Origin of the sequence: uncultured Desulfovibrio sp., from assembly GCF_902477725.1 — a bacterium.
GTDB lineage: Bacteria > Desulfobacterota > Desulfovibrionia > Desulfovibrionales > Desulfovibrionaceae > Desulfovibrio.
The window spans coordinates 15,964-39,915 of the sequence record NZ_CABSIF010000021.1 but is presented as its reverse complement, the minus strand read 5'-3'; the positions used below and the strand labels follow the sequence as shown (position 1 = coordinate 39,915).

The window sequence follows — 23,952 nt, the reverse complement described above, 5'->3', positions numbered from 1 at the left end:
TTTTGAGCGCAGCGTACTCAAGTACGTGAGCATCAAAAACAGGATTTTAACGCCGGCAGGCCAAAAAAGTCGGGTTTGCGTAAATACGCTCGACAGGCTCACCCAACCCATCGAACTCCCTCCAGCCTTTCCTTCCTTCAGCCGAAGCGCGGCAAAGCCCACACGTCAAAAGAGGCCAACACTTGCGTGCTGGCCTCTTTCAGCGGGGTTGCCTGAGGAGGGCATTGGAGGAAGAGAAAGGGAAAGGCGTTGTGTCTGCGTGTGGAAAAAATCTGCCTAGATCTTGCCTACAAGATCAAGGCCGGGCTTAAGGGTGGCGCTGCCGGGCTTCCAGCGGGCAGGGCAAACCTGATCGCCGTGTTCGGCCACAAACTGCGCGGCTTCCAGCTTGCGCAGCAATTCTTCAACATTGCGGCCAATGGGCGTGTCGTGGATTTCATAGGCCTTGATGACGCCATCGGGATTTACCAGAAAACTGCCGCGCAAGGCCTGCCCTGCGCCTTCAATCATGACGCCGAACGCGTTGGAGAGCGTTCCGGCGCAGTCTGCCAGCATGGGATAACGAATCTTGGCGATGCTGGGCGAGGCATCGGCCCAGGCTTTGTGCACAAAGGCGCTGTCGGTGGAGACGGAATAGACTTCACAATTGAGCTTTTTGAACTGCTCGTAGTTGTCGGCCAGGTCTTCCAGCTCCGTGGGGCACACAAAGGTAAAGTCAGCAGGATAGAAAAAGAAGACGGACCAGTGGCCCTTGATATCTGCTTCGGTAACCGTTTTCAGCTCGCCACCGTGAAAAGCCTTTACGTTGAAAGGTTCAACCGCTTTATTGATGAGATTTCCCATGATTGTATCCTTATGGCGAAGCGTGACGCTCCGGCAGAGGTTGCTGCAACCTTGTTTTGAAAACAGTATTCAATCCTATTTACTCTGTCAAGAAATTACGGCTGAAAAATCTCTTTTTTTTCGCACACGCCCTTGCTCTCCACGCGCCACAACCCTACCATAGCTTGCAGGGCAGTAAAACAGTGCGCTACCGCCTTTTAGCCGCTGCATTGCTTTTTGCCATTTTTTAGGCCAAAAGGTACCCTACATGCTGGCGACTGCAAGCCTTGGCCGCATCGACAGTTTTAACAAACGCACACTTGTTATTCGGGGGTGGGCATATATATGACAACACAACAAAATAATGCCGGTCTTTCGGAATTTCTGGATTTCATGAGCCGCAAAGGCCTGAACACCACATCCCAGCGCCGTATCATAGCCGAAGCTTTTTTTGAATTGCCCGGGCACCACTCGCTTGAAGAATTTTATCAGCACGTGATCAAACGCGATTCCGGCATCGGTCAGACCACCGTATACCGCACGCTCAAGCTGCTTTGCGATGCGGGCCTTGCCATGGAAATCCACTTCAGCGACGGCATCACCCGCTACGAAATTGCCAAGCCGGACAGCCATCACGACCACCTTGTCTGCCTTGACTGCGGCAAGATTGTGGAAATTTGCGATCCGCGCATTGAAAAACTCCAGCGCGAAATGGCCGAAAAATACGGCTTCAAGCTACGCGGCCATGTGCACAACCTGTACGGCATCTGCAAGGATTGCCGCGACAAAGCCGCCAAGGACGACTAAGGCCCACGGGTTGAACTTTAGCGATTTTTTCGGGCTGCCCTTGGGCAGCCCTTTTTTATTCCTTTGTGAATGGGGGTAAGCTTTCCGCACAGACAAATTTTTTTTATGGCCCTTTCAAATGAAGTTGACATTCATTTTCTACAAGGGCAGACTACGTGCACATCCTCCCTATGCCGCAAGGCACTCTGGGGGAAACAAGAGGTGAAGACATGGATATTCAACTGATTATCGTCATATTGTGCATAATTGCGGCTGCATATTACTTTGGTCGCAGGGTTTATACGGCGGTCAGCAAGGGCAAATGCGGCTGTTGCGATGGAGGCTGCGGAGATGACAAAAAAAGCTCCTGCGGCTGCACTCCCAACGAGGCCGAAGCCCAGCGCCTTGAAAGCAAACGACTGAAATTTGACCCCAAAAAGTAGAGAGCAAAGCCAAGGCTTCCGACCCCGCACGCCCCCTCCTCCGGTTCGTCATGTTGGCAGAGTGCGAACCGGCTCAGCCCCGGCCCCGGCCTGTACCCTGTGCCGGGGCTTTTACATGCCAAGCATCCCGTTTGCCTGCTCCCCGCACCCGCTGACAATATATGCAAAAAACCCGGATTTCTCCGGGTTTTTTGCATATATCGCAAGACAATTCTGCCTATTTACGCCGCTTGAGCCTGTCCAGCCGCTCCTGCATGAGGAAACGCCCGGTGACGGAATTTGGGTCGGCAACGATGGCCTCGGGCGTTCCGGCAGAAACTATCTGTCCGCCGTTTTCGCCGCCGCCGGGGCCCATATCCAGCACATGGTCGGATGCCAGAATCATGTCTGTATTGTGCTCGATAACCACCACGCTGGCTCCCCTGTCCACCAGCGCATGCAGCACCTTGATGAGCTTGCCCACCTCGTGCATGTGCAGGCCCGTGGTCGGCTCGTCAAGAATGTACATGGTTCCCGGCAGGGATCGCTTGCCAAGCTCGCGCGAAATCTTGATGCGCTGGGCTTCGCCGCCCGAGAGCGTTGTGGCGGGCTGCCCCAGCCGCAGGTATTCCAGCCCCACCTCTTCCAGCACGGCAAGGCGGCGCTCCAGCGAGGGATAGTTTTCAAAAAGCTGGCGGGCCTGATGCACGGTAAGGTCGAGCACCTCGGCGATGTTCAGCCCCTTGTAGCGCACTTCAAGGGTTTCGTGGTTATAGCGTTTGCCCTTGCACACGTCGCAGGTCACATACACATCGGGCAAGAAGTGCATTTCAACACGAATCTGCCCGTCGCCGCCGCAGACCTCGCAACGGCCCCCGCGCACGTTAAAGCTGAAACGCCCCGGCTTGTAGCCGCGTTTGCGGGCGTCCTGAGTCATGGCAAAAATATTGCGAATCTCGTCAAAAATCTTGGTGTAGGTTGCGGGGTTGGAACGCGGCGTGCGGCCAATGGGCGTCTGGTCAATGGCCACAATGCGCTCCACAGGCGCGGAGCCTTTCTCGTATTCCAGCCCGCCGATGGTGCCGGGCTGATCCACGCGCAGGCCAAGGTTGAGGGCCACATGCTTGTAGAGCGTATCCACCACCAGCGAACTCTTGCCGGAGCCGGAAACCCCGGTCACGCAGGTGAGCACGCCCAGAGGGATGCGGCAATCAATATTGCGCAGGTTGTTGGTGGTGATGCCGTGCATGACCAGCGCCCCCTGCCCTTCGCGCCGCTCGTCCGGCAGGGCGATCACGTCGTCGCCACGCAGGTAACGGGCCGTGAGGGTATCCGCATTGCCAAGCAGGTCGTCCACCCGCCCCTGAAACATGATCTCGCCGCCCTGCGAGCCGGAGCCGGGGCCAAGCTCAATGACCGTATCCGCCGCGCAGATGGTGGCCTCGTCGTGTTCCACCACAAGCACGGTATTGCCGCGCGCCTGAAGTGAACGCAGGGTTCCCAGCAACCGCTCGTTGTCACGCGGATGCAGGCCGATGGAAGGCTCGTCCAGCACGTAGGTAACGCCCACAAGGCCCGAACCGAGCTGCGATGCCAGACGGATGCGCTGGGCCTCGCCGCCCGAAAGCGTGGACATGGAGCGCCCCAGCGAAAGGTACTCAAGCCCCACGCTGCGCATGAACGACAGGCGGTGGGTCAGTTCCTTCATGAGCGGTTCGGCAATGACAACATGCCGCCCCGTAAATTCGCGTTTTTCCAGCCATTTCAGCGCGCGCTCAACCGAAAGGTTACAGAACTGCGCGATATTCAGATCGTCCACCCGCACGGAGAGCGCGTTGGTGTTCAGGCGCGCTCCGTGGCAGTCCGGGCAGTCCATGGTCTGCCGATAACGAGACAGGGCCTCGCGCCAGGCATCGCCGTACTGCATGCCGCTTTCAAGCAGAGGAATAACGCCGGGCCAGCGTTTTTCGCTCACGCCCACCTGCCCCTGCGTGCGCAGTGCGTCAGAAAAATGCTCGCTCTGATAATCGCCGCCCGCGCCAAGGGCAACGCTGCCGCCCATCCAGTTGCGGCGCAGCCCCAGCGAGGCGCGCGCGGGGCGGCCCTGTTCATCCTCGCCGTAAAAAAGAGCGGAAAGCGCATCTTCGCTAAACTGCTCCAGCGGTGTGGAAAGCTGAAATTTGAAGCGCTTGCCCAGAGCCTTGAGGGAGTCCTCATAGCGGCTGAACATTTTGTCCGTGGCCCAGGGCAACAGTGCGCCCGTGTTCAGCGAAAGGCCCATGTTGGGCGCAATAAGGCGCGGCTCAAAATAATCCACGCCGCCAAGGCCCACGCAGCGCGGGCAGGCGCCCTGCGGCCCGTTAAACGAAAACAGCTGCGGGCTGGGCGCGGGCAGCGAAATACGGCAGTGTGCACATACCGAGGTTGTGGAATGCACGGTGTCTGCCTCCTGCCCCGCGGCGGCCTTGTCCGGCTCGTGCAGCACAAGTCGGCCCTCGCCGTAGCGCAGGGCCAGTTCAACCGAATCCGCCAGACGCCCCCGAATGCCCTCCTTGTTCACCAGGCGGTCAACCACCAGATCAATGGAGTGCTTCTTGTTCTTGTCCAGCGTGGGCACATCGTCCAGCGTATAAAACTCGCCGTTGACGCGCACGCGGGCAAAGCCTTCGGCCTTGAGCTTTTTGAACTTGTCCTGATGTGTACCCTTCTGAAGTTCCACCAGCGGAGCCATGACCATAAACTTGGTGCCCTGCGGCAGGGCCATGATATCGCCAATGATTTCATCAGCGGCGCGGGCCTCGATGGGCCGCCCGCACTGGGGGCAATACATGCGCCCAAGCCGGGCAAAAAATACGCGCAAAAAGTCGTAAATTTCCGTGACCGTTCCCACGGTTGAACGCGGGTTGCGCGAAACGCTCTGCTGTTCAAGGGATATGGCGGGCGAAAGCCCCTCGATCTTTTCCACATCCGGCTTGTCCATCTGGGGCAAGAACTGGCGGGCGTAGGCAGACAGCGATTCCACATAGCGGCGCTGGCCTTCGGCGTACACGATATCGAAGGCGAGGGTCGATTTGCCGGAACCTGACGGGCCGCAAATCACCACCAGCTCGTCGCGTGGGATGTCCAGGCTGATGTTTTTGAGATTGTGCTGGCGGGCCTTTTCGATGTGGATGCAGGGCTTGCTTGTGTTCATGAAAGCATATGTAAGCGGCCCAAGGGGCATTGGCAAGGGCAGAGCCTGCGTATTTTTGCGCGCCCCCGCCGCTGCAAAATGCCCCCTCAGCCCCCAACCACCCCGTATCGCGCAATCCTTTGCCTGCGTGCATGGACAAGCCTTGCTGAAAGCGGTATAAAAATTTTTACAGCACGTCTGTTTCTGCAACCATCTGTCTGCGGGAGGATGTATGCCGCGTCATATACACTGTTTACTGATTGTTCTGTTGCTTGCCGCACTGTCGGATTCTGTGCAGGCCGCCGAAAGCGAAGTCACTGCCCGCAGTATCTTTGCACTGCTGCCCGAAAGTATTTTTGAAAACACTCCTGAAGGTCTGAGCCCACAGGAAAAGCAGAAACTGCTTTCTGCCGGGCATTCGGAATTTTGGGAGATCGCCGGAGAAACGGAGGACGTTCTGGTGTTCGCCTCCATGCCGTTCAGAGATACAGCCGTTGCCCTGCGCCTGTTCCGCAACGCTACGGACGGCTCCGTGCTCGCCGCATTCGGCACCTTGGGCGGCGCAGTATGCACCCTTGAGTTGTGGCGGGTTGACACCTCTGGGCGCGCCGTGCCAGTGGACACCCCGCAAGAGCCGGACATAAGCGCCTTTTTTGCCCCGGGGCGCAAAATGCCGCCCGATGTTCAGGCTACGGTCATGATCTGCCTTGGCCTCGGCGGTCTCAAGGCGCAGCCCATGTTCTGGACCAGTACGGGCATGGCCCATGTTCCGGTAGACAATGACGTGAGCTTTCAGTGGAATGGCAAAAGTTTTGAAAAGCTGGTGCAGCCGCAGGCTGATTAGCGGCTCAACATAAAAATCAGGGTTGGGTTCCCGCAAGGGAAAGGCCCGTTTCTGCCGGAAGATATCCAGCGGAAACGGGCCTTGATTTTGTGTAAAAAGTCAGCGTGGCGGCAACAGCTACATGGCTATTTTATTCTCTCACGTTGCCAGAAGGCAAAAACGCAATTAGCCCCTCCTGCCCGCAAGGCTGAACAGCACCAAAGCCCCCATGATAATCGCTCCCCCCGCAAAGGTGGAGGCCTCCGGCAGGCCGCCCGTCACCACGAAATCAAGCAGCATGGACAAAAAGGGCGTCAGGAACATGTAGTTGGTCACAAGGCTTGTGCGCGGGGCAAGGGCAAGAGCTTTTGTCCAGAGCAGATAGGCAGCCGCGCTGGGGAAAATCCCCAGAAAAAGCGCAAGCCAGAGCGCGCTGGCGGGCGCAGCCTGTACCTGGGCCACGGTTTGCGGCAGGCAGTACAGCAAAAAGAGCGTACCCGCAAAAAAACTCCAGGCCGCGATTTCCATGGATCCGTAGTGCCGCGACAATGTGCGCTGCGTAATATTGTACAGGCTTATGAGCACTGCGGCCACCAGCACCCAGCCCATGCCGGGAGCCAGCATAAATCCGCGCCCGCCGCCGTTCATCACCACTACGCCGCCAAATGCCAGCGCAAGCGCAAGCCAGCGCAGCACGGGCAAACGCTCGCTGAAAAACAGACGCGCCAGCGCCGCCGTCAGAATGGGTGCTGTGGAAATGACAATGCAGTTGGTGGTGGGATTGAGGGTGATGGAACCCTCATTGAAGGCCAGCAGATACAGCGTGAAACCGCTCAGCCCTGACGCCGCAAACAGGGGCAGATGCCGGACAGAAGGAACAAAAAATCCCCCGCGCCCTCTGCCCCTTGCCAGCAGAACGCCAACAAAGGCCAGCGACGCCACAGCGCACCGCACAAGGCCCAGCGGGCCTGGCGTAAAAAATGCCAGCGCAACCTTGGTGTACACATAGGCGGTTGACCACAGCACAACGGTGGCAAAGGCATAGGCCTGACAGATCAGCGCGGGATTGTTCATGACTATTCATTGGCGAATAGTTACATGCGGCGGAAGCCCGAAGTATCGCCCGCATACGCCGCGCGGGCGGCCCGGGCTTTCGTGGCCGGATATCGGCCAGTTCGGGCTATCGCTATTTTTCCAGCCACTCCCCAAGACGGGTTGCGAGAGTTGCCTCATCAAAGCGCGGGGTGGCGTACATGCCTGCGGCCTCGCGCTGGCGGGCTGCTTCTGCAAGAATAATGGCCGAAGCCACAGACACGTTGAAGCTCTGGATCATGCCGTACATGGGTATGTACAGCTCGCCATCGGCGGCGGCCAGCAGTTCCGGCTCAACGCCGCTATGCTCGTTGCCCATAATCACCGCCGTGGGGCGTGTAAAATCCCATTCCCGCATGGGGCGGGCCTTTTCTGTAAACGAAGTGGCAAGCACCTGCATGCCCTGACCGCGCAGGTCGGCAAGCATGTCTTCGCTGGTTTTATGGCGCACGCTTTCCACCCACTTGCGGGCAGAAGCAGAGGTCTTGCGTCCCAGCGCGGGAAAAGCCGTATTGGTGTAATACAGGTGCACACGGCTGACGCCAAAGGCATCGCACGAGCGGTAAATGGCCGAAACGTTGTGCGGGTCGTGAATATTGGCAAGCACCAGCGTAAGGTCCGGCTGGCGGTGACTCAGCACTTCCAGAAAGCGGGCCTTGCGCCGTGCCGTAGGTTCTTTGGGCATGGCTGATTCCTTACACATTGTAATTGATTGCTGCCCTTGTGTGGCAGAAAACGGCCTTTCAGGCAAGTGCGCCGATCTGCCGGGATGGACGGACAATGCCAATTAGGGTATATTCAACACACTAGTCTTGGCCTATTTTCCTTATTGGCCTGCAATCCATTCACTTTTTTTCAGGAGCAACATGAATCTACTCCGCCTCTCTGCATATGCTCTGAGCGCACTGCTGCTTACTCCCTACACGGCTCTTGCCGCCGCCGACCATCTCACAGTTCCCGGCACCCTCTCCGCATGGTGGATCATCCCTTTTGCGGGCATGCTGCTTTCCATAGCCATATTGCCGCTGACCGCCCATATTTTCTGGGAACATCACCGGGGCAAGATTTCCATTTTCTGGGCGCTCACCTTTCTTGTCCCATGCCTTGCGGCCTATGGCCCCGGCGTGACCTTCTATGAATTCTGCCACATCATCCTGCTGGATTACGTGCCCTTTCTTGTACTTCTTTTTTCGCTGTACACGGTTGCGGGCGGGGTACGCCTTAAAGGCTCCCTCACAGGCACACCGCCAGTGAATCTGGGAATCCTCGCCATAGGAACCGTGCTGGCAAGCTGGATGGGCACCACAGGGGCAGCCATGCTGCTTGTGCGCCCGTTGCTGCGGGCCAATGCGCACCGCAAGTACCGCGTGCATTCTGTGGTATTTTTCATCTTTCTGGTGGCAAACATCGGCGGTTCCCTCTCGCCTCTGGGCGACCCGCCGCTGTTTCTGGGTTTTTTGAAGGGCGTGGACTTTTTCTGGACTACCTCACACCTGTTTTTGAAAACCCTGAGCCTGTCCACGGCCCTGCTGGCAATCTATTTTGTTCTGGACATGGTGCTTTATAACAAGGAAGGCCGCCCCGTACCGCCGATCAACCCTGCTGAAGCCGCGCCCGCGAAGCCGGGGCAGGTAATGCCCAGCCAGGAAAAACTCGGCCTGGACGGCAAGATCAACCTGCTGTTCCTGCTGGGCGTGGTGACTGCCGTGCTGCTTTCCGGTCTGTTCCCGCTGGGAACCATCGCCACGGTGGGTGGTGTGCCGTTGGAAGCGCAAAATGTGCTGCGCGATGCCGCCCTGCTCTTCCTGGCGTGGCTTTCCATGCGCTATACCAGCCGCAGATGCCGCGAGCTGAACGGCTTTACGTGGGGGCCCATTGAAGAAGTGGCTCAATTGTTCTTTGGTATTTTTGTCAGCATGATTCCGGCCATGGCCATTCTCAAGGCAGGAACCTCAGGCGCGCTGGCCCCGCTGGTGGAACTGGTCTCGCGCGATGGGCAGCCGGTTAATGCCATGTACTTCTGGCTGACGGGCATTCTTTCCAGTTTTCTTGATAACGCACCGACCTACATGGTCTTTTTCAATACTGCTGGTGGTGATGCGCAAACGCTCATGCACCATATGCCCGAAACTCTGGCGGCCATTTCCGCTGGCGCGGTCTTTATGGGCGCATGCAGCTACATAGGCAACGCGCCCAACTTTATGGTGCGGGCCATTGCGGAAGATCAAGGCGTGCGTATGCCCGGATTTTTCGGCTACATTCTGTGGTCGCTCGGCATTCTTGTGCCGCTGTTTGCTCTGCTGACCTGGTTTTTCTTTACCTAGGCGGCGGGGCTGGTCGGGGCTGAGCTGACTGCTGACACAACCTGACAACGCGAACACGCAAAAAGGCGGGCTTTATGCCCGACTGATACTGATCAAACGCCGCTTTGCGGCATTTGCGTCGCCAGCGTCAGCAAAGCCGCCGGGCGGAATACACGGAAACCAGTCGCTCATCGGTGCGGCAAAGCTGCAACCGGCTCCTGATTTCCGATTGTGTTGACGCTGTCAACACGCAAAAAGGCGGGCTTTATGCCCGCCTTTTTGCGTTAACAACAGAATACGCTTGCCGTTGAGGGTTTTATCTGCAAGCGCTCTGTTAGATGAATTCGTCAATGCGGCCAGCGCGCACCTTGGTCAGCAGCCTTTTGGCCGCGCCAAGCTCACCCGTGGTCATCCTGTCCATTTTTTCGGCCAACAGCTGTTCGCCAATCATGCGCGTGTAGGGCGTGGCGTAGTGCAGCAGAAATTCCAGGAACGACGCGGCAGAGTTGGGGCCGCACTGGTTTTTCATGCCGCACTCGCGCACCATGGAAAGGAACTCCTCGCCCGTGCGCCCCAGCCGGGGGCAGGCCGCGCAAAATGACGGCAGGTGGCGGGCTTCTTCCAGCAGAAAACGCACCACTTCATCCACATGGCAGTCTTCGCCAATGGGGTAGGGAACCTTGTGCTCGGGATTGTCAATCCAGTTGCCGTAGGGGTTGGCAACGCTGCCTGTGAGCAGTTGCGAAGCGCCCGCGCTACAGCCATCGCGCCACAGGCCCGCAGGTTCCTTGGTGGTCAGGATGATGCCCGCGTAAGGAACCGCCAGCCGGGCAATGGCCACACAGCGCAGGTAGTCGGCATCGCTCACAGGATAGGGCGTTTGCATGTTGCTGCCGGGGGCGCAACGCATGCGGTGCAGGCTCAGGGTGCGGCAGCCGGTGTCATAGGCCCGCAGCAAGTGCGCCTGATGCTGCACAATGCCCAGCAGATCGTACTGCCAGGGGCCAAGGCCCAGCATCAGGCCGCCGCCCACGTCCGGCACACCCGCCTGAAAGGCAACATCTGCGGCGTTCAGCCGGGCGTAGTAATCACTCTTGGGGCCAGAGATGTGGGCCGCGCGATAACTGGCCTCGTGGTAGGTGTCCTGATAGATCAGCACGGTTCCCACATACGATTCCAGCAGGGCGGCATACTCGTGCGATTCCAGAGCGCCCACGTTTACGTTGACGCTGTGCACTTCCCCCACGCCGTCAAAGGCTGTGTACAGGATGCTGATGGCCTCGGCCAGATATTCAATATCGGCATTGGGCAACTGCCCGCTGACAAGGAAAATACGTTTGTGGCCCTGCCGGATGAGCTTGAGGGCTGCCTCGCGCATTTCAGGCGAGGTCATGTACTTGCGCTCAACGGCCTTGTTGCTTTTGCGGTTGGCGCAATACAGGCATTCGCTGCCGCAGTGGTTGGAGATGTGCAGGGGTGCGGAAAGCACAATGCGGTCGCCGTAAACCTTTTGCTTGACTTCATCGGCGGCTGCCATAATGCGGCCAACGCCCACGCCGTCCTGCACACGCATGAGGGCGACCGTTTCCGCCATGGACAGCGGCTGCAATTCGAGCGACTTGTTGAGGATATCCCGAAGCTCTGCGGCGTCAGGTGCTGTTTCCCTTTCCAGAGCTGTGCCAATGGCCTGGGCATCAAACCAGCGGGGCTGTGCATCAACAGACATGGGAACCTTCCTTGCAATAATTTTCAATAATTTCAGCAGAATTATCGCAATAACAATCCTGCGCTTCATGTTACTTTGTTCACAAGCAACACGTTATTTATTTCACATTCGCAAGTCAAGGTGTGTACGCCAAGTTGTTTGATTAATCAAACTATAAATTTTGCTGACAACAACAAAATAAGTTAAATTAAACTGGATGGATATAATTTGCGGCGTTCAACCTTATTAAAAAATTAAACACATAAAAAAATTTGTATTTATTTGCGCAGTGCCTGCCAGCAGATGTTCTTGCGCCGCAAAAGCCACAGCGATATATTGCGCATGGCGAAAAAGGCGTGGTCTGCCTGCCAAAAAACCAAAAAGAAGCTCCCACTGCCCGCACATTCACTCCAAGGAAAATCCATGTTCCCACTCCGCCCCGTGCCCCTTATGCTGACACTTCTGCTCTTCCTTTGCCTTGGCTTTTCTCAGCCCGCCCATTGCGCTGGTGCCGAAAAGCCGCAAGGCCCCTTGCGCGTGGCCCTGTTGCTTGAAACACCCACGGGCGACAACGACTGGAACGACAGCCTTGTTGACGGCCTGAGGCAGGCCGAGCGCGAGCTGGGCATAAAGGCCTCTGTGATCACCGCCCAGCCGGGCTACGACGAGGCGGCGCTTCAGGAGATGCTCCGCACGGCTGCGGGCAACAATGATCTTGTGCTGGTGGCCTCCAACGGCCTGCACGAAGTGCTGCGCAACAACGCCGCTAACTTTCGCCGCACCATGTTTGGCTGCATTGATGCCGGCATCCGCGCGCCCAATATAATGTCCGTTACCTTTGCCGACGAGCAGGCTGCCTATCTTGCCGGGGCGGCTGCGGCCATGCTTGAGCGCCAGACCGCCATGCCCGGCATAAGCGGACGCAAGATTATTGGCTGGATAACGGGTGAGGACTGCCCCGCCATGCGCTCCCTGCTGGGAGGATTCACCGAGGGCGCGCGCGTGATTGATCCTGAAGTGCGTGTCGTCAACGTGGTTACAGGCTCATTCGCAAATGCGGAGGCTGGCCGCGCCGCAGCGAAAAATCTGCTCGATCAGGGAGCGGACATCCTGGTGCTGGCAAGCGGCATGGGCAACGGCCCAGCCTTGCAGGAGGTTAAAGCGCGCAACGCTTATGCCGTGGGTCTGAACACCGACAAGGACAACCTGCTGCCCGGCCATGTGCTCACCTCCATCCTCAAGCACCCCAACAAGGCCGCGTACGACATCATAGCCGCTACGGCATCCGGCCACTTTGCAGGCAAGGAAATCCTCGTGCGCGACCTGCAAAACGGCGGTGTGGACATTACCTCCATGGAGCCTTTCAAGGCTGCGGCTGGCAAAAATCTTCCCCCGGATATGGATCGCCGTCTGCGCGAACTGCGGGGCGAAATCCTCAACGGCGGCATCCGGCTCAAATCATTGCGGGAACGCACCTTGTGCGATTGCCTGTAAGAAGACACCGCAAAACATCGCAATTTTATTGCTGATAAACGGGAAAAAATATACGGTTTCATATCGGGCGGATCAGGCCGCCCGCAAGGCGTCATCCCCCCTGCGCCCCAGACCATGGAAGAAGCATGCCCCCGCGTGACCGGCATTGCCGGTTTCGCCACAACCATAAGCTTGCGAGGACTATCCATGATTATTGGCGTCACCAAGGAGATCAAGGCCGATGAATACCGCGTGGGCATCACGCCCGCCGGGGTCAAGACGCTCACTGACCACGGGCACAAGGTTCTGGTAGAAAGCGGCGCAGGGCTTGGCAGCCGCATTGGCGATGACGAATTTGCCAAGGCTGGCGCAAGTATGCTGCCAGTGGGCGATGTATGGGCCAAGGCTGAAATGATCATGAAGGTCAAGGAGCCACTGCCCAGCGAATACAAATATTTTCGCCCTGGCCTGCTGCTCTTTACCTACCTGCACCTTGCGGCGGACAAGGAACTCACCGATGCCCTGCTCAATTCCGGGGTGGTGGGCCTTGCCTACGAAACCGTGCAGCCCAAGGACCGCAGCCTGCCGCTGCTGGCCCCCATGTCTGAAGTTGCGGGCCGTATGGCCGTGCAGATGGGTTCCTATATCCTGACCAAACAGGCAGGCGGCGCGGGTATGCTGCTGGGCGGCGTGGCTGGCGTGCAGCGCGCCAGGGTCTCCATCGTAGGTGGCGGCACCGTGGGTACGGAAGCCGCCAAGATGGCCATGGGCCTTGGCGCGGAAGTTACCATTCTGGACAACAATCTGAACCGCCTGCGCTATCTGGGCGACATTTTCTCTTCCCGCGTCCAGACCCTTGCTTCCAACGAATACAATATCGCCGGGGCTGTTCAGGAGTCCGACCTTGTTATTGGCTCCGTGCTTATTCCCGGCGCCATGGCCCCGAAACTGGTGACAGAAGCCATGATCAAAACCATGCGCCCCGGCAGCGTGGTGGTGGACGTGGCCATTGACCAGGGCGGTTCGTTTGAAACCACGGCGGGCAGGCCCACCACCCACCACGAACCCACCTATGAAAAGCACGGCGTCATCCACTATGCCGTTGCCAACATTCCCGGGGCCGTGCCGGTCACGTCAACCTATGCCTTGACCAACGCCACTCTGCCCTTTGCCGTGGAGCTGGCGGACAAAGGCTGGAAGAACGCCTGCCGCGAGAATATCGCCCTTGAGCGCGGCCTCAATACGGTGGATGGGCAGTGCACCTTTGCTGGCGTGGCCGAAGCCTTTGGCCTGCCCTGCGCCTCCACTGCCCAGATTCTGCGGTAGCTGCAAAGATTCAAAAAAATTCAGGCCCGTTTCAGGGAGAGCAAACGCTCCGCCACCTGAAACGGGCCTGTCTGCGTGCAGCAGCCGAAAATAGCGGGCCGCTGCCCTCACCAAACCTTTTACTTAGCCGGGCTTCCATTCACCCGTTGCGAAAAGCGCGGCACAGACATGTGGCACACGCCCCGCCCTGTACGGCGGGCAAAATCCTGATGGTAAGCCTCGGCTTCATAAAAAGGCCCGGCAGGCGCAACCTGCGTAACCACCTTGTAGCCAAGCTCCCGCAGGCGCGCCACCAGCTTTTCGACCACAGCTTTTTGCTCCGCGCCCTGATAAAAGACCGCCGAGCGATACTGCTCGCCCCAATCCGGCCCCTGCCTGTTGAGCTGGGTAGGATCGTGAATTTCAAAAAAGCGGCGTAAAATCTGCTCGTAACTCACGCGCGAGGGGTCATAGCGCACCAGCACGGCCTCCGCATGGCCTGTATCTCCCCGGCACACATCCTCGTAAGTAGGATTGGCCGTATGACCGCCAGTATAACCCGATACAGCCTCACACACACCCGGTATTTTCTGAAAAGCGTCTTCCACCCCCCAGAAGCAGCCGCCAGCCACAATGGCTGTGGCCGTGCATCCTCCAGAGGCAGCTGTCTGCCCTGAAGCCCCGGTAGCCGCCAGCGGAGCGCCCCCGGCAGCGGAGGTTTCCTTTTTGGCTGCCAACCGCGCCAAAGCCGCTTTTTCCGCATCGCTGCCCGCAGAGGCAAAGCTCATGGACAGCGAATTGACGCAATGGCGCGTGTTTTTTTCTGTGAATCCTTCGCCCTCAAACACATGCCCCAGATGCCCACCGCAGTTGGCGCAGAGAATCTCAACCCTGCGGCCATCGGCATCGGGCACACGGCGCACTGCGCCGGGCACTGCCGTGTCAAAGCTTGGCCAGCCGCAGCCTGATTCGAACTTGTCGTCCGAATGGTAGAGCGGCATGCCGCACTGGCGGCAGATATAGGTGCCCGCCTCATGATTGTTGACATATTTGCCCGTATAGGGCGGCTCTGTGGCCTTGCGCAACAGTACGTCCGCCTCCAGGCCTGAAAGCGGCGGCATGGGATACGTGTTTTGCATCGAAACCTCCGAAGCTGAGGGCGAAGCTCCAAAGACCGCCAGCGGCAGACCCGGCAGCAGAGCCAACAGCATGAATGTACAAATAAGGAGATAACTCGTTCGTCCGGATCTGGGCATGGGTTCCTCCCGGCGCAGGCAGCGCATACGTTTTACATAAGCACGAGGGCGATCATGTCGAGGGGGATGTACGGTCTGCCCTTCCGGCACACCGTACAAAAAAGCGCCCATCCACAGAGCAGACAGGCGCAAGACAGTTGCAGCGCAACCCGGAGTGTTATTCGGCAAAACCTTCTGGATTGCGCGAATGCCAGCTCCAGGCCGAGGCTATGATGCTGTCTATATCAGCGCGGGCTGTCCAGCCCAGCACCTCGGCAGCGCGCTGGGCGGAGGCCACCAGCCGCGCCGGATCGCCGGGGCGGCGAGCGCCGATGCTGACGTCAATATCGCGCCCGGTCACACGGCGCGCAGCTTCCACCATCTGCCGCACAGAAAATCCCGTGCCGTTGCCCAGGTTGCACACTTCGCTGCCGCCGCCGCTACGCAGGTAATCCACGGCGCGCAGGTGCGCGTCAACCAGCTCCATCACATCCAGATAATCGCGAATGCAGGTGCCGTCCGGCGTGGGATAATCATCGCCAAAAATGGTGACATGGGGTCTTTTGCCCAGCGGCACCTGAAGGATGATGGGGATAAGGTGACTTTCCGGCCTGTGATCCTCGCCAATAAGGCCCTGAGGCCATGCGCCAGCCACGTTGAAATAGCGCAGAATAACAGAGCGTATGCCGTGCGCCCTGCCCACCCAGTGCATCATGCGCTCCATGGCGAGCTTGCTTTCGCCATAGGGATTGGTGGGACGCAGAGGCGCGTGTTCAGGAATGGGAACGACATCAGGTTCGCCATAGACCGAAGCCGTGGACGAGAACACGATCTTGTCCACCCCGTGGCGCGCCATGGCTTCAAGCAGCACCATCATGCCATGTATGTTGTTCTGAAAATATTTGAGAGGCTGCTCCATGCTCTCGCCCACCAGGGAGCAGGCGGCAAAGTGCAGCACGGCCTCAATGGGCTGCTCTGAAAATACGGCATCAAGCAATGCCGGATCACGCATGTCGCCGGAATAAAGACGCACATCCTGCGGAACGGAACCACGATGCCCCGTAAGAAAATTGTCGAGCACCACAGGCGTTTCGCCGCGCTCCAAAAGGGCGCGCACATTGTGAGAACCGATATATCCGGCACCGCCGCAAACCAGAATTGCCATGAACTCCTCGCTTGTCCTCTACGTTTCGCTCTTGCGAACAATAATTCTGCACTCGACGTAAGGGTTTGGCAAGAGGCGCAATGTTTTGTCTGCGCATCGGTACAGCCTGAGCACGAAAAACGGAGAAGGCTGCACGATGAACGCAAAGAAATAAGCCCTCTGGCTTCAGGGCAGACATGACACTGACCTGAAACACAGCGGGCCCATATGACGCAGCCGAAAGGCTTAACGCCGTGCGCAGCAAACTTTTACAGTTGCTTGAGCACATCCTCGGCGAACGAGGCCACGGCTTCGGGGTCGTTGGAGGCATCGCCTTCCATCTTGAGCCCGTCTGCAATGATGGTCGCGCCCAGTTCCTTGGCGCGCTCTTCAATGGCAGGCACCGCGCCGCAAAAATGTTCGTATTCCTGATCTCCGGAAGCAAATGCGGCTACCTTGCGGCCGGCCAACCCGATGCGGTCAAATTCCTCAAACAGGGACAAAAAGTCGTCCTGCATTTCCAGATCTTCCATGCCCCAGGCCGAGCAGCCAAACAGCACGGCATCGTAGCCGTCAGCCAGATTTTCTGCCGAGGCGTCCGCCGCGTTAAGCAGCTTGACTTCGTGCCCGCCAGCAGCAATCAGTTCTTCAAGCTTCTGGGCGATGCTTTCCGTATTGCCAGTGCTGGAACCAAAAACAATCAGTACCTTACTCATGACATTCTCCTTCGTTGCGTCTTATTTAAAAATGAAATTCATTTTCTAAATGGATAGGGATGTTCGATTCGCCTGTCAAGGGAAAGAACCACCAAGACTTTTTTTGCTGCATCCCTGCCGTCTGTGCCCGCTGATTTTCGGGCAGATTGTGCGGGAATCACACCCTGCGCAACATCACCTCAGCACTGCCAGCAGGAAAAAACTGTGATATTGGTCACAAAAATAAAAAAAGGCGAAAAAAAATTGGAGCCCCGCACACTCGCAGGGCTCCGAAAATGTAACCGTCAAAATACGCTAATTATTCGCTGTCTGATCCGTTGTGCAAGTCCTCTTCTGCCCCGGCGTCCAGACCATCTTCTATTGCCGCCTCTCTGGCGCGCGGGGCTGGCATGGTCCATTCGCCCGGCATGGGCGCGGCAAGTTCGGCCTTTGCACCCAGATAGGGGTTAAAATAACCATAGCGCAGCCAGGGGCAGAGCTTTTTGAGGCGCTTCATGAACGATGTCAGCCCCATGCTGGGCGAGAGTTCCAGTTTCTGCTGCCCCTCGCCGCCGCTCATGAGTTTGAAGTACCATTCGGGATCAATATTGAGGTTGCGCCACTGGATCATGCTCACGCCGTTTTCGCCCACCAGACGCGCCAGAGCGTCCAGTTCTTCTTCCGTATCCGTAACGCCGGGGAAGACCAACAGATTCAACGAAACCCATATGCCACGGCTGCGGGCCTCGCGAATGGAGGTGCGCACATCGTTAAAGGAATAGCCGGATGGCCTGTAATAGCGCTCATAGAGGCCGCTCCGTGCGCTGTTCAGGCTCACGCGCATGCTGGTCAACCCGGCTTCGGCAAGGCGGATCACAGCCTCTGGCCGGGAGGCGTTGGTATTGCAGTTGACAGTGCCTGGGCCTTCGCCCGCGCGGAACTGGCGCACGCTCTCCACCAGCAGATCAGGATTCATAAGCGGATCGCCCTCGCAGCCTTGCCCAAAGGAATAAATGGGCGTGCGGGTTTCGCGCCCGGAATGGACGCGCATGACCTCGGCCAGCTCTTCCGGGCTGGGCGTAAAGGCAAGGCGGCACTGCGGCGTTGACTGAATGGGCGAATCCTTTTCCTGCGCGGAAATACACCCAATACAGCTGGCATTGCAGGCGCGGGACGACGGCAGCGGAGCCTCGTAACGGCCCAGAGCAAAGTTGCGGGCCGCAGGGCAATCGTAGCGCGCCACGCAGTTATCCATAATATGCCGGATAAGCCTGTTCTTGGGGTAATCGCGCAGCAGGGCGCGGGCACCCAGTTCAATACGGCCACGCGGAATATTGCTGAAAATCTGCCGGGGTTCGGTATCCACCCTGCGGGCGCAGATATAGAACCGCCCTCTGGCGAACCCCACGGCCCCATAGGCAAACAATGGCAACATGGGCGCGTTTTCGCCGCTTTCATAGGCAGGATGGGCCGAAAGCGTGTAGCCGGGTGCAGCAAAGGCCGCTACGGCAAGCTGGGCCTCGCCCTCAGGGGGCGCGATGCGCCCTGTTTCGGGATCAAGGCCCACGGCCTGACGCCCTGGCAGCAGAAAGAATTCACTTTCTTCCGGCAGGGGAATCAGTTCATCCGGGCGCGGCAGCCCCCACTGCGCGCCGCGCCGACAAACCATGAGCAGATCGGGATCATCATAGATATTGCCGCGCTCGTCTGCCATTACAAGATGCGGTTCAATGTGTTGCGCGGCCATAAAAGCTCCTTGCCCAAGAAGTGTTGAACGTATATAAAAACTGCTGGCCGGGCCTTCCCGGCTTGTATTTTTGGAGGCCTGCCATGTTTTCCATCATGCTTTTCATTTTTTTGTGCTTCTTCGGAATACTGGCTGTGCTGTACCACATGCTGCGCAGCCAGGAAAAACTTTGCAGATCGCTGCATGAAGAACACGCCCAGATGCGTGTATTGCTGCGCTCTATGGAATCGCGCCTTGACGCGCTGGACGTGACGGAACCAGCCGATGCAGCATTCTCCCCCAGGGGAGCCGCCCATCTTGCGCCCCGCCCTGCCCCGCAGCCAGCGCAAGACCCTCTGCTGCATCTGAGTTTTGATGAACCCGCCCAGAACGTCAGCAGCGCGCCCGACGTAGACCCGGCGCTGGATCTACATTTTGACCCGGCTGTGGGTATTCCCGCTTCTTCAGGAAGAAACAGCAGGAATTAAAGCTCATCAACGTTGAGAATACCCATTCTCAACGTTTTTTTATGCTCATCCCCGCCCTGTCAGCCCGAATTCTCCCTTGGCAGCCGCCAGATAGGCCTCGCTCAACCCGGTACTGCGCAACTCCTCGGCCCAATGCAGATAGGGCAAACGCAGGCAATCCTTGCGGATGGCTACTGCCCGGCCCCTGCGGCGCGCAACGCACTGCGGGTCGCTGGTCAGGAGGGCGCGCACTTTGTCGCTGAAAGCTCTTGCGCGGTGCACCGCCCTGTGGCCTCCGTCTATGCAGGCCAGCGCGGCCTGCCCCATGCGCGCAGCAACATCCGGGTGCCCAAGCAGATAGCGCACCTGCGCCACGGCCTCGCCAGCAGCGGTTGCAGCATCCACAATGCTGCCATTGTCTGCCGTATCCGCCCCATAGCAGAGCATGTGCTCGCCCTCGGCAAAAATATCCGTCAGCCCATGCCCAATGCGCGGGGTCACAAGGCAACTGCCGCAGCCCAAGGCCTCAAAAACCCGAAAGTTCAGGTCGCCGTGCTCGCAGTGGTTCAGCACCACCCGCGCCCTTGCGTATAAATGGCGGTAGGAGCCGGTTACAATCTGCAATTCCGGCAATCCGCTACGGCACTTTTCCAGAAAGGCCGTGCGGCACGGCAGATTGGCATTGACCGTGCCCACAAACACGCAGTCCATATCCTTGGCAGTCTGCGGCTCGGGCGCATCCTGAGCCCAGGCAAAGGCAGGAGACCACCACACCCGATCTGCGGGCAGATATGCCCCTGCAAAACGCGGCAAATGATCGCGCAAAGACGCAATGCAGACATCAAAAGCCTGAGCGTAATACGGTTGCCACGAATGGATGTGAGAATCCACGCTGTAGAACACAGTGAGGCACGGAAAATCCTCTACGCCAAGCACATAGGGAGCGCGGCTTTTGTCGGCCACTACCAGCACGTCTGGCTCAAAACCCGCAATACGCACCAGATCATGCCAGCCAAACACGGCGGCATGCTCAAAATTGTGCCGGGCCACAGCATCCCAGCCGCAGGAAGAAAGGGCGTCGCTGAAAAAAGGACTGCCTATCCACAAAAGCCGCTTCATGCACCCCCGGCAACAGTAATGTGGTTCTGCGCTAACTGCGCACAGTGCTTGGCATCTCATGCCTGGCAGTTGCCAACAGGCCCGATTTGCAATAGGTTCAAAACCTAGCCTTGACGCCCCAAGGCGTCAAGACGCGAGAATGCACATGCTGCTCAACCCTGGCCGACTTCGTCTTATAACGCGCATTTTTCTGGCGCTTCTGTTAACCCTGTCGGCTATGTCGGCGGCGGTCTTTTGGCTATTGCAACGCAATCCCGAGGCGCTGGCCCAACATTATATTGAACAGATTGCCGCCAGCACCGGCCTGAATATTACTGTTGAATCGGTCAATGTGGCCCTTTTGCCGTTGCCCTCCCTGGCTGTCAGCAATGCCAGCGTGGAGGGCAAGAACTTTAATTTTACCGTTGCCTACGCCACACTCAGGCCCGACTTTCTGGCGCTGCTGCGCGGCGAACTGCTGCCCCGCAATATCACCTTGCTGCGCCCCCGCCTCAAGGGCGAACTGCCCGTGGCGCTCAGCCTGCCCTTTCTGCTCCCTGACAATGCCGAAACCGCTCAGCCTGTTGCAGCCCAGGCCGCACCAGTAAATAGCGGAACACCCCAAAAAACCTCCCCAAAATCCGCCCCTCAGCCTGCCGCATCCCCAACGGCAAAGGGCAACACTCCACCGGCACAGGATGCAACGATCCCAGCCGTAACAGATACGGCGGTTCCCTCGCAAAGCGTTGCCGCGCAAGAGTCCCCTGCGCAGGATTCCATACAGTCGTGGCTGTCCCGGCTTGCCGGGGACAGCACTGGAAGCGCGGCTCTGTTGCCGGACATTTTGCCGGGTCGGTTCAGACTGGCTGTTTCACAGGGCGAAGTGGACATCATCGGCGCGGACAAAACGCAAATGACGGCCAACGGACTGCAATGCGACCTGGAAACCGCCTCGGGCACACGCCTTGAGGGCAACTTTTTTTGCGCCACAGCGATTCTTCAGCCAGAAGGTCAAACGCCAGCCAAGGTTGAGCACCTCAATCTGGAAGGCAAGACAGACCTCTCGGCCCCCCTGGCAAAAACGCCGCAACTGGCGGTCAAGGGTACAATACAGCTGCCCAACTGGCTGGCCCGCCTCAACTTTGCTCTGGGGCTCAAGGCTGATGCCAATGGCTGGAGCCTGACCAGCGACCTTGAAGGCGAACTGCGCAAGGATGAAGTGCTGCTGCCTGCCCACGTGACCGGCACCGTGGCCCAACGCAACAAGGAAGATCAGGGCATCAGCCTTGAAAACCTGCGCCTGCGGCTTGAGCAGGACGATGTGAACGTCAACGGCATGCTGCGCTTGGGCGGGCCAGACACATTCAGTATTGAAGGCCGCCTGCAGTTGCAGCGCGCAAGCCTGACGGAATGGCTGGGCTTTGCCCGTAATCTGGCGCCCGGTCTTCAAGTGGCACTGGACGAAGTAACCCTGGGCACCCTTGATTTTTCTGTGGACGGCAGGGGGCTGCGCGTTCCGCATATTGACGTAACTGCCGCAGGCAGCCGCTTTTTGGGTTCCGGCGGCGTTGCGAGCTGGGCCAGGCCTGAACTGCTGCTGGATCTCAAAGCCGAAACTGTGAATCTGGGGCGTGCCATTCCCGAATCGGTGGGTGTATTGCCTGCCGAACCGCGGTACGGGCACGGGCCGCTCACTCCCATGCCCGGCAAACCGGTTGTGCCCGGCGAAATCGGTCTTGATTACAACATCCGACTGGCTGCAACCCGGGTGAACTACGGCCCCATTGTCATCAACGACGCGCTGGTCGTCATCAAGCAGGGGCTGGTCGACCAGGTCACCCACTTTGAAGACACGCTGCTGATTGTTGACGGCACTCTATACGGCGGCAGTGTCAAGGGCGACACCATCATGGGCGGTCACCCGGATACCCCCTACGCCATCCGCCTGCACATGCGTGACGTTAACGGCGAAAATCTGGCAAAAGACCTCCCGGTCATGCCCGTGAGCGGCGGCAAGCTGCGCGGTGATGTGGACGTCATGAGCCAGGGGCGGGAGCTGGATGTTTTTCTGGGCAAGTTGCGCGGCACGGTAAGCGCCCGGGCCGAAAAAGGCCAGTTGCGCCCGCCGAACAATATTCCCGGCAAGGCCTCCCCCGGCGCTGTGGGCTTTAAAACGCTTGATGTGAGTCTTAAAGCCCGCACAGCGGCCTGGGAGCAAAGCCGTCTGGGCCTTGAAGGCCAGTGGACCGCTACCATTGCCGATGAAGGTATTGACGCCAGCGTGGACCTCAACGGCAGGCTCTGGTTCAGCGGCGATGGACAGGGCGGCGGCAACATGGATTTTCAAAACCTGCCCGGCACCATCAGCCTGAGCCTCAGCCCGGGAAAATCCTTCCAGCCAGAGGGCCTGCAAGCACAGATCAGCGGCAAATTCAGCTGTCAGGCGGCGCGCAACCAGCTTTCGGCCACAGACATGCACGTGAACGCCCTTGGGGCGGACATTTCCGGATCAGGACAACTGGGCATGGGCAAGGACGGCATGGTCTGGCAGGGCAAGGTCTCCGCCTTTATCCCGGACAGCACAAAAACACTGCGCCTGCTGGGCGCTGCCAACCCCAATGTGCCCCAACCCCTGCGCCGGATCGAGCTGGACACCGCCTTCAAGGGCGATAGCGGATCCCTGGCGCTGTCTGAGTTCCGCGCCAAGGTAGATCAAAACGATATTTCAGGCAGTATCAGCCTTGACTGGCGCAAGGAGCTGGCCCTGCGGTTCAAACTCTCCGCTCCGCAGATTGATCTTGACCGCTACGTGGGCGACAAGGCCGCCGGGCAGGCAGATGGCGGCAAAAGCAAAAAAAAGGCCGAGAGCAAACCGTGGGATCTGCGCTTCATGCGCGCATTTTCCGCTGAGGGCGAAGCGCACGTTGGCCAGCTCACCCTGTGGAAACTGCGCACCGATGACCTGCGCCTTAAAGCCAAGATAGAGAACGGAACCCTGCGCTATGAAAGCCAGGGCGGCAAATTTTATGGCTCGCCCGTGTCTGCACATGGTGAAATGCGCTTCAACAAAGGGCTGGGATTTGCCAATGCCCTTTCCATCGAGGGCTTTGACCTTGCCGCAGCAAGCAAGGATCGCGGCGGCAGCGCTGCCCTTGGTGGACGCGCGAGCATAAGCTCCGAGGTTGACGCGGAACTGACAGGGGCAAACCAGTTGCCCGCACGTCTGAACGGCAAATGGCGCTTCAACGTTCATAATGGCTTTTACCAGTCGCGCGACAAAGACGGCCAGCTCAAGGGCAAACCCACCCGCTTTGATGCTGCGGGCAGCTCCGGTGCGATCACCAACGGCATTGCAAAAAGTGGTGATTTTTATCTCAAGGGGCAGGATCTCACTGTTACCGGCGGCGGATGGATAGACCTCAACAACGAGACCCTTGACTGCAACTTTACTGTAAACATGAAGAATCTTCCAGAATTCCCCATGCGCCTTTACGGCAGCCTGGATAACAGCAAAACATCCATTGGCGCTGGCAAACTGTTGCTCAACACCATTGGCGGCATCACCCAGGGTTTTGTGGATGTGCTTGGCAGCGTGGTGGAAGGCACCTGGAAGCTCTTTCGGTAGGCAGCGGCCCGGGGGCTGCAACATGTCGAGCATTCTTCCCAGCACCCGTTGACAGGGCC

The 23,952-nt window shown here is 58.4% G+C and carries 18 protein-coding genes; 8 read left to right on the top strand and 10 right to left on the bottom strand.

Annotated elements, in window-relative coordinates:
* Nucleotides 1-276 precede the first annotated feature (276 nt).
* Nucleotides 277-843, bottom strand: coding sequence for an alkyl hydroperoxide reductase subunit C (ahpC, locus tag RDK48_RS14535; protein ID WP_298994574.1), 567 nt, complete (start codon nt 841-843; stop codon nt 277-279).
* Between the two features lie 324 nt (nt 844-1,167).
* Here ahpC and RDK48_RS14530 point away from each other — a divergent pair, with 324 nt between their 5' ends.
* Together RDK48_RS14530 and RDK48_RS14525 are read left to right on the top strand one after the other, a co-directional pair.
* Entirely contained in the window at nt 1,168-1,629 is a 462-nt protein-coding gene (locus RDK48_RS14530; RefSeq protein WP_022659501.1) for a Fur family transcriptional regulator, read from the top strand.
* Between the two features lie 209 nt (nt 1,630-1,838).
* A complete protein-coding gene (locus RDK48_RS14525; RefSeq protein WP_298994570.1) occupies nt 1,839-2,051 on the top strand; it encodes a hypothetical protein in 213 nt (70 codons plus the stop codon).
* Between the two features lie 217 nt (nt 2,052-2,268).
* On the opposite strand, the gene uvrA is transcribed toward RDK48_RS14525, so the two are convergent.
* Entirely contained in the window at nt 2,269-5,223 is a 2,955-nt protein-coding gene (uvrA, locus tag RDK48_RS14520) for an excinuclease ABC subunit UvrA (RefSeq protein WP_298994566.1), read from the bottom strand.
* Between the two features lie 211 nt (nt 5,224-5,434).
* Here uvrA and RDK48_RS14515 point away from each other — a divergent pair, with 211 nt between their 5' ends.
* Nucleotides 5,435-6,046: a hypothetical protein gene (locus RDK48_RS14515; RefSeq protein ID WP_298994563.1), complete on the top strand. Its 612-nt coding sequence runs from the start codon at nt 5,435-5,437 to the stop codon at nt 6,044-6,046.
* Between the two features lie 165 nt (nt 6,047-6,211).
* Here RDK48_RS14515 and RDK48_RS14510 read toward each other — a convergent pair whose 3' ends face one another.
* Complete coding sequence (locus tag RDK48_RS14510; RefSeq protein ID WP_298994560.1) at nt 6,212-7,099, bottom strand: DMT family transporter; 888 nt, start codon at nt 7,097-7,099, stop codon at nt 6,212-6,214.
* A 112-nt stretch (nt 7,100-7,211) separates the two neighbouring features.
* Nucleotides 7,212-7,802, bottom strand: coding sequence for an RNA methyltransferase (locus RDK48_RS14505; RefSeq protein WP_298994558.1), 591 nt, complete (start codon nt 7,800-7,802; stop codon nt 7,212-7,214).
* 181 nt (nt 7,803-7,983) lie between these two features.
* On the opposite strand from RDK48_RS14505, the gene RDK48_RS14500 reads away from it, so the two are divergent.
* Nucleotides 7,984-9,441 carry a sodium:proton antiporter gene (locus RDK48_RS14500; protein WP_298994555.1) on the top strand — a complete coding sequence of 486 codons (1,458 nt, stop codon included), beginning with the start codon at nt 7,984-7,986 and terminating at the stop codon, nt 9,439-9,441.
* A gap of 313 nt (nt 9,442-9,754) precedes the next feature.
* Here RDK48_RS14500 and RDK48_RS14495 read toward each other — a convergent pair whose 3' ends face one another.
* Nucleotides 9,755-11,146, bottom strand: coding sequence for a radical SAM protein (locus RDK48_RS14495; RefSeq protein WP_298994553.1), 1,392 nt, complete (start codon nt 11,144-11,146; stop codon nt 9,755-9,757).
* A 402-nt stretch (nt 11,147-11,548) separates the two neighbouring features.
* On the opposite strand from RDK48_RS14495, the gene RDK48_RS14490 reads away from it, so the two are divergent.
* On the top strand, nt 11,549-12,619 hold the full coding sequence (locus RDK48_RS14490) for a BMP family protein (protein ID WP_298994550.1): 1,071 nt from the start codon (nt 11,549-11,551) through the stop codon (nt 12,617-12,619).
* Between the two features lie 186 nt (nt 12,620-12,805).
* A complete protein-coding gene (ald, locus tag RDK48_RS14485; RefSeq protein WP_298994577.1) occupies nt 12,806-13,924 on the top strand; it encodes an alanine dehydrogenase in 1,119 nt (372 codons plus the stop codon).
* A gap of 119 nt (nt 13,925-14,043) precedes the next feature.
* Here ald and RDK48_RS14480 read toward each other — a convergent pair whose 3' ends face one another.
* The 4 genes from RDK48_RS14480 to RDK48_RS14465 all read right to left on the bottom strand — a co-directional run bounded on the left by RDK48_RS14480 (nt 14,044) and on the right by RDK48_RS14465 (nt 18,724).
* On the bottom strand, nt 14,044-15,042 hold the full coding sequence (locus tag RDK48_RS14480) for a bifunctional methionine sulfoxide reductase B/A protein (protein WP_298994547.1): 999 nt from the start codon (nt 15,040-15,042) through the stop codon (nt 14,044-14,046).
* Nucleotides 15,043-15,316: 274 nt separating this feature from the next.
* The gene (galE, locus tag RDK48_RS14475) at nt 15,317-16,303 is read right to left on the bottom strand and encodes a UDP-glucose 4-epimerase GalE (protein ID WP_298994543.1); all 987 of its coding nucleotides are present in this window, start codon (nt 16,301-16,303) and stop codon (nt 15,317-15,319) included.
* 248 nt (nt 16,304-16,551) lie between these two features.
* Nucleotides 16,552-16,998 carry a flavodoxin gene (locus tag RDK48_RS14470; protein WP_298994539.1) on the bottom strand — a complete coding sequence of 149 codons (447 nt, stop codon included), beginning with the start codon at nt 16,996-16,998 and terminating at the stop codon, nt 16,552-16,554.
* 298 nt (nt 16,999-17,296) lie between these two features.
* The gene (locus RDK48_RS14465) at nt 17,297-18,724 is read right to left on the bottom strand and encodes a radical SAM protein (RefSeq protein WP_298994533.1); all 1,428 of its coding nucleotides are present in this window, start codon (nt 18,722-18,724) and stop codon (nt 17,297-17,299) included.
* Between the two features lie 83 nt (nt 18,725-18,807).
* Between RDK48_RS14465 and RDK48_RS14460 the strand changes: the two genes are divergently transcribed.
* Complete coding sequence (locus tag RDK48_RS14460) at nt 18,808-19,191, top strand: hypothetical protein (RefSeq protein WP_298994530.1); 384 nt, start codon at nt 18,808-18,810, stop codon at nt 19,189-19,191.
* Nucleotides 19,192-19,236: 45 nt separating this feature from the next.
* On the opposite strand, the gene RDK48_RS14455 is transcribed toward RDK48_RS14460, so the two are convergent.
* Nucleotides 19,237-20,289, bottom strand: a complete 1,053-nt coding sequence (locus RDK48_RS14455) for a glycosyltransferase (protein ID WP_298994527.1) — start codon at nt 20,287-20,289, stop codon at nt 19,237-19,239.
* A 145-nt stretch (nt 20,290-20,434) separates the two neighbouring features.
* Between RDK48_RS14455 and RDK48_RS14450 the strand changes: the two genes are divergently transcribed.
* Complete coding sequence (locus RDK48_RS14450; protein ID WP_298994522.1) at nt 20,435-23,893, top strand: AsmA-like C-terminal region-containing protein; 3,459 nt, start codon at nt 20,435-20,437, stop codon at nt 23,891-23,893.
* The last annotated feature ends 59 nt before the right edge of the window (nt 23,894-23,952 follow it).

Coding starts and splice junctions, on each gene's coding strand:
- ahpC (WP_298994574.1), bottom strand. CDS start 843: ATGGGAAATCTCATCAATAAAGCGGTTGAACCTTTCAACGTAAAGGCT.
- RDK48_RS14530 (WP_022659501.1), top strand. CDS start 1,168: ATGACAACACAACAAAATAATGCCGGTCTTTCGGAATTTCTGGATTTC.
- RDK48_RS14525 (WP_298994570.1), top strand. CDS start 1,839: ATGGATATTCAACTGATTATCGTCATATTGTGCATAATTGCGGCTGCA.
- uvrA (WP_298994566.1), bottom strand. CDS start 5,223: ATGAACACAAGCAAGCCCTGCATCCACATCGAAAAGGCCCGCCAGCAC.
- RDK48_RS14515 (WP_298994563.1), top strand. CDS start 5,435: ATGCCGCGTCATATACACTGTTTACTGATTGTTCTGTTGCTTGCCGCA.
- RDK48_RS14510 (WP_298994560.1), bottom strand. CDS start 7,099: ATGAACAATCCCGCGCTGATCTGTCAGGCCTATGCCTTTGCCACCGTT.
- RDK48_RS14505 (WP_298994558.1), bottom strand. CDS start 7,802: ATGCCCAAAGAACCTACGGCACGGCGCAAGGCCCGCTTTCTGGAAGTG.
- RDK48_RS14500 (WP_298994555.1), top strand. CDS start 7,984: ATGAATCTACTCCGCCTCTCTGCATATGCTCTGAGCGCACTGCTGCTT.
- RDK48_RS14495 (WP_298994553.1), bottom strand. CDS start 11,146: ATGTCTGTTGATGCACAGCCCCGCTGGTTTGATGCCCAGGCCATTGGC.
- RDK48_RS14490 (WP_298994550.1), top strand. CDS start 11,549: ATGTTCCCACTCCGCCCCGTGCCCCTTATGCTGACACTTCTGCTCTTC.
- ald (WP_298994577.1), top strand. CDS start 12,806: ATGATTATTGGCGTCACCAAGGAGATCAAGGCCGATGAATACCGCGTG.
- RDK48_RS14480 (WP_298994547.1), bottom strand. CDS start 15,042: ATGCAAAACACGTATCCCATGCCGCCGCTTTCAGGCCTGGAGGCGGAC.
- galE (WP_298994543.1), bottom strand. CDS start 16,303: ATGGCAATTCTGGTTTGCGGCGGTGCCGGATATATCGGTTCTCACAAT.
- RDK48_RS14470 (WP_298994539.1), bottom strand. CDS start 16,998: ATGAGTAAGGTACTGATTGTTTTTGGTTCCAGCACTGGCAATACGGAA.
- RDK48_RS14465 (WP_298994533.1), bottom strand. CDS start 18,724: ATGGCCGCGCAACACATTGAACCGCATCTTGTAATGGCAGACGAGCGC.
- RDK48_RS14460 (WP_298994530.1), top strand. CDS start 18,808: ATGTTTTCCATCATGCTTTTCATTTTTTTGTGCTTCTTCGGAATACTG.
- RDK48_RS14455 (WP_298994527.1), bottom strand. CDS start 20,289: ATGAAGCGGCTTTTGTGGATAGGCAGTCCTTTTTTCAGCGACGCCCTT.
- RDK48_RS14450 (WP_298994522.1), top strand. CDS start 20,435: ATGCTGCTCAACCCTGGCCGACTTCGTCTTATAACGCGCATTTTTCTG.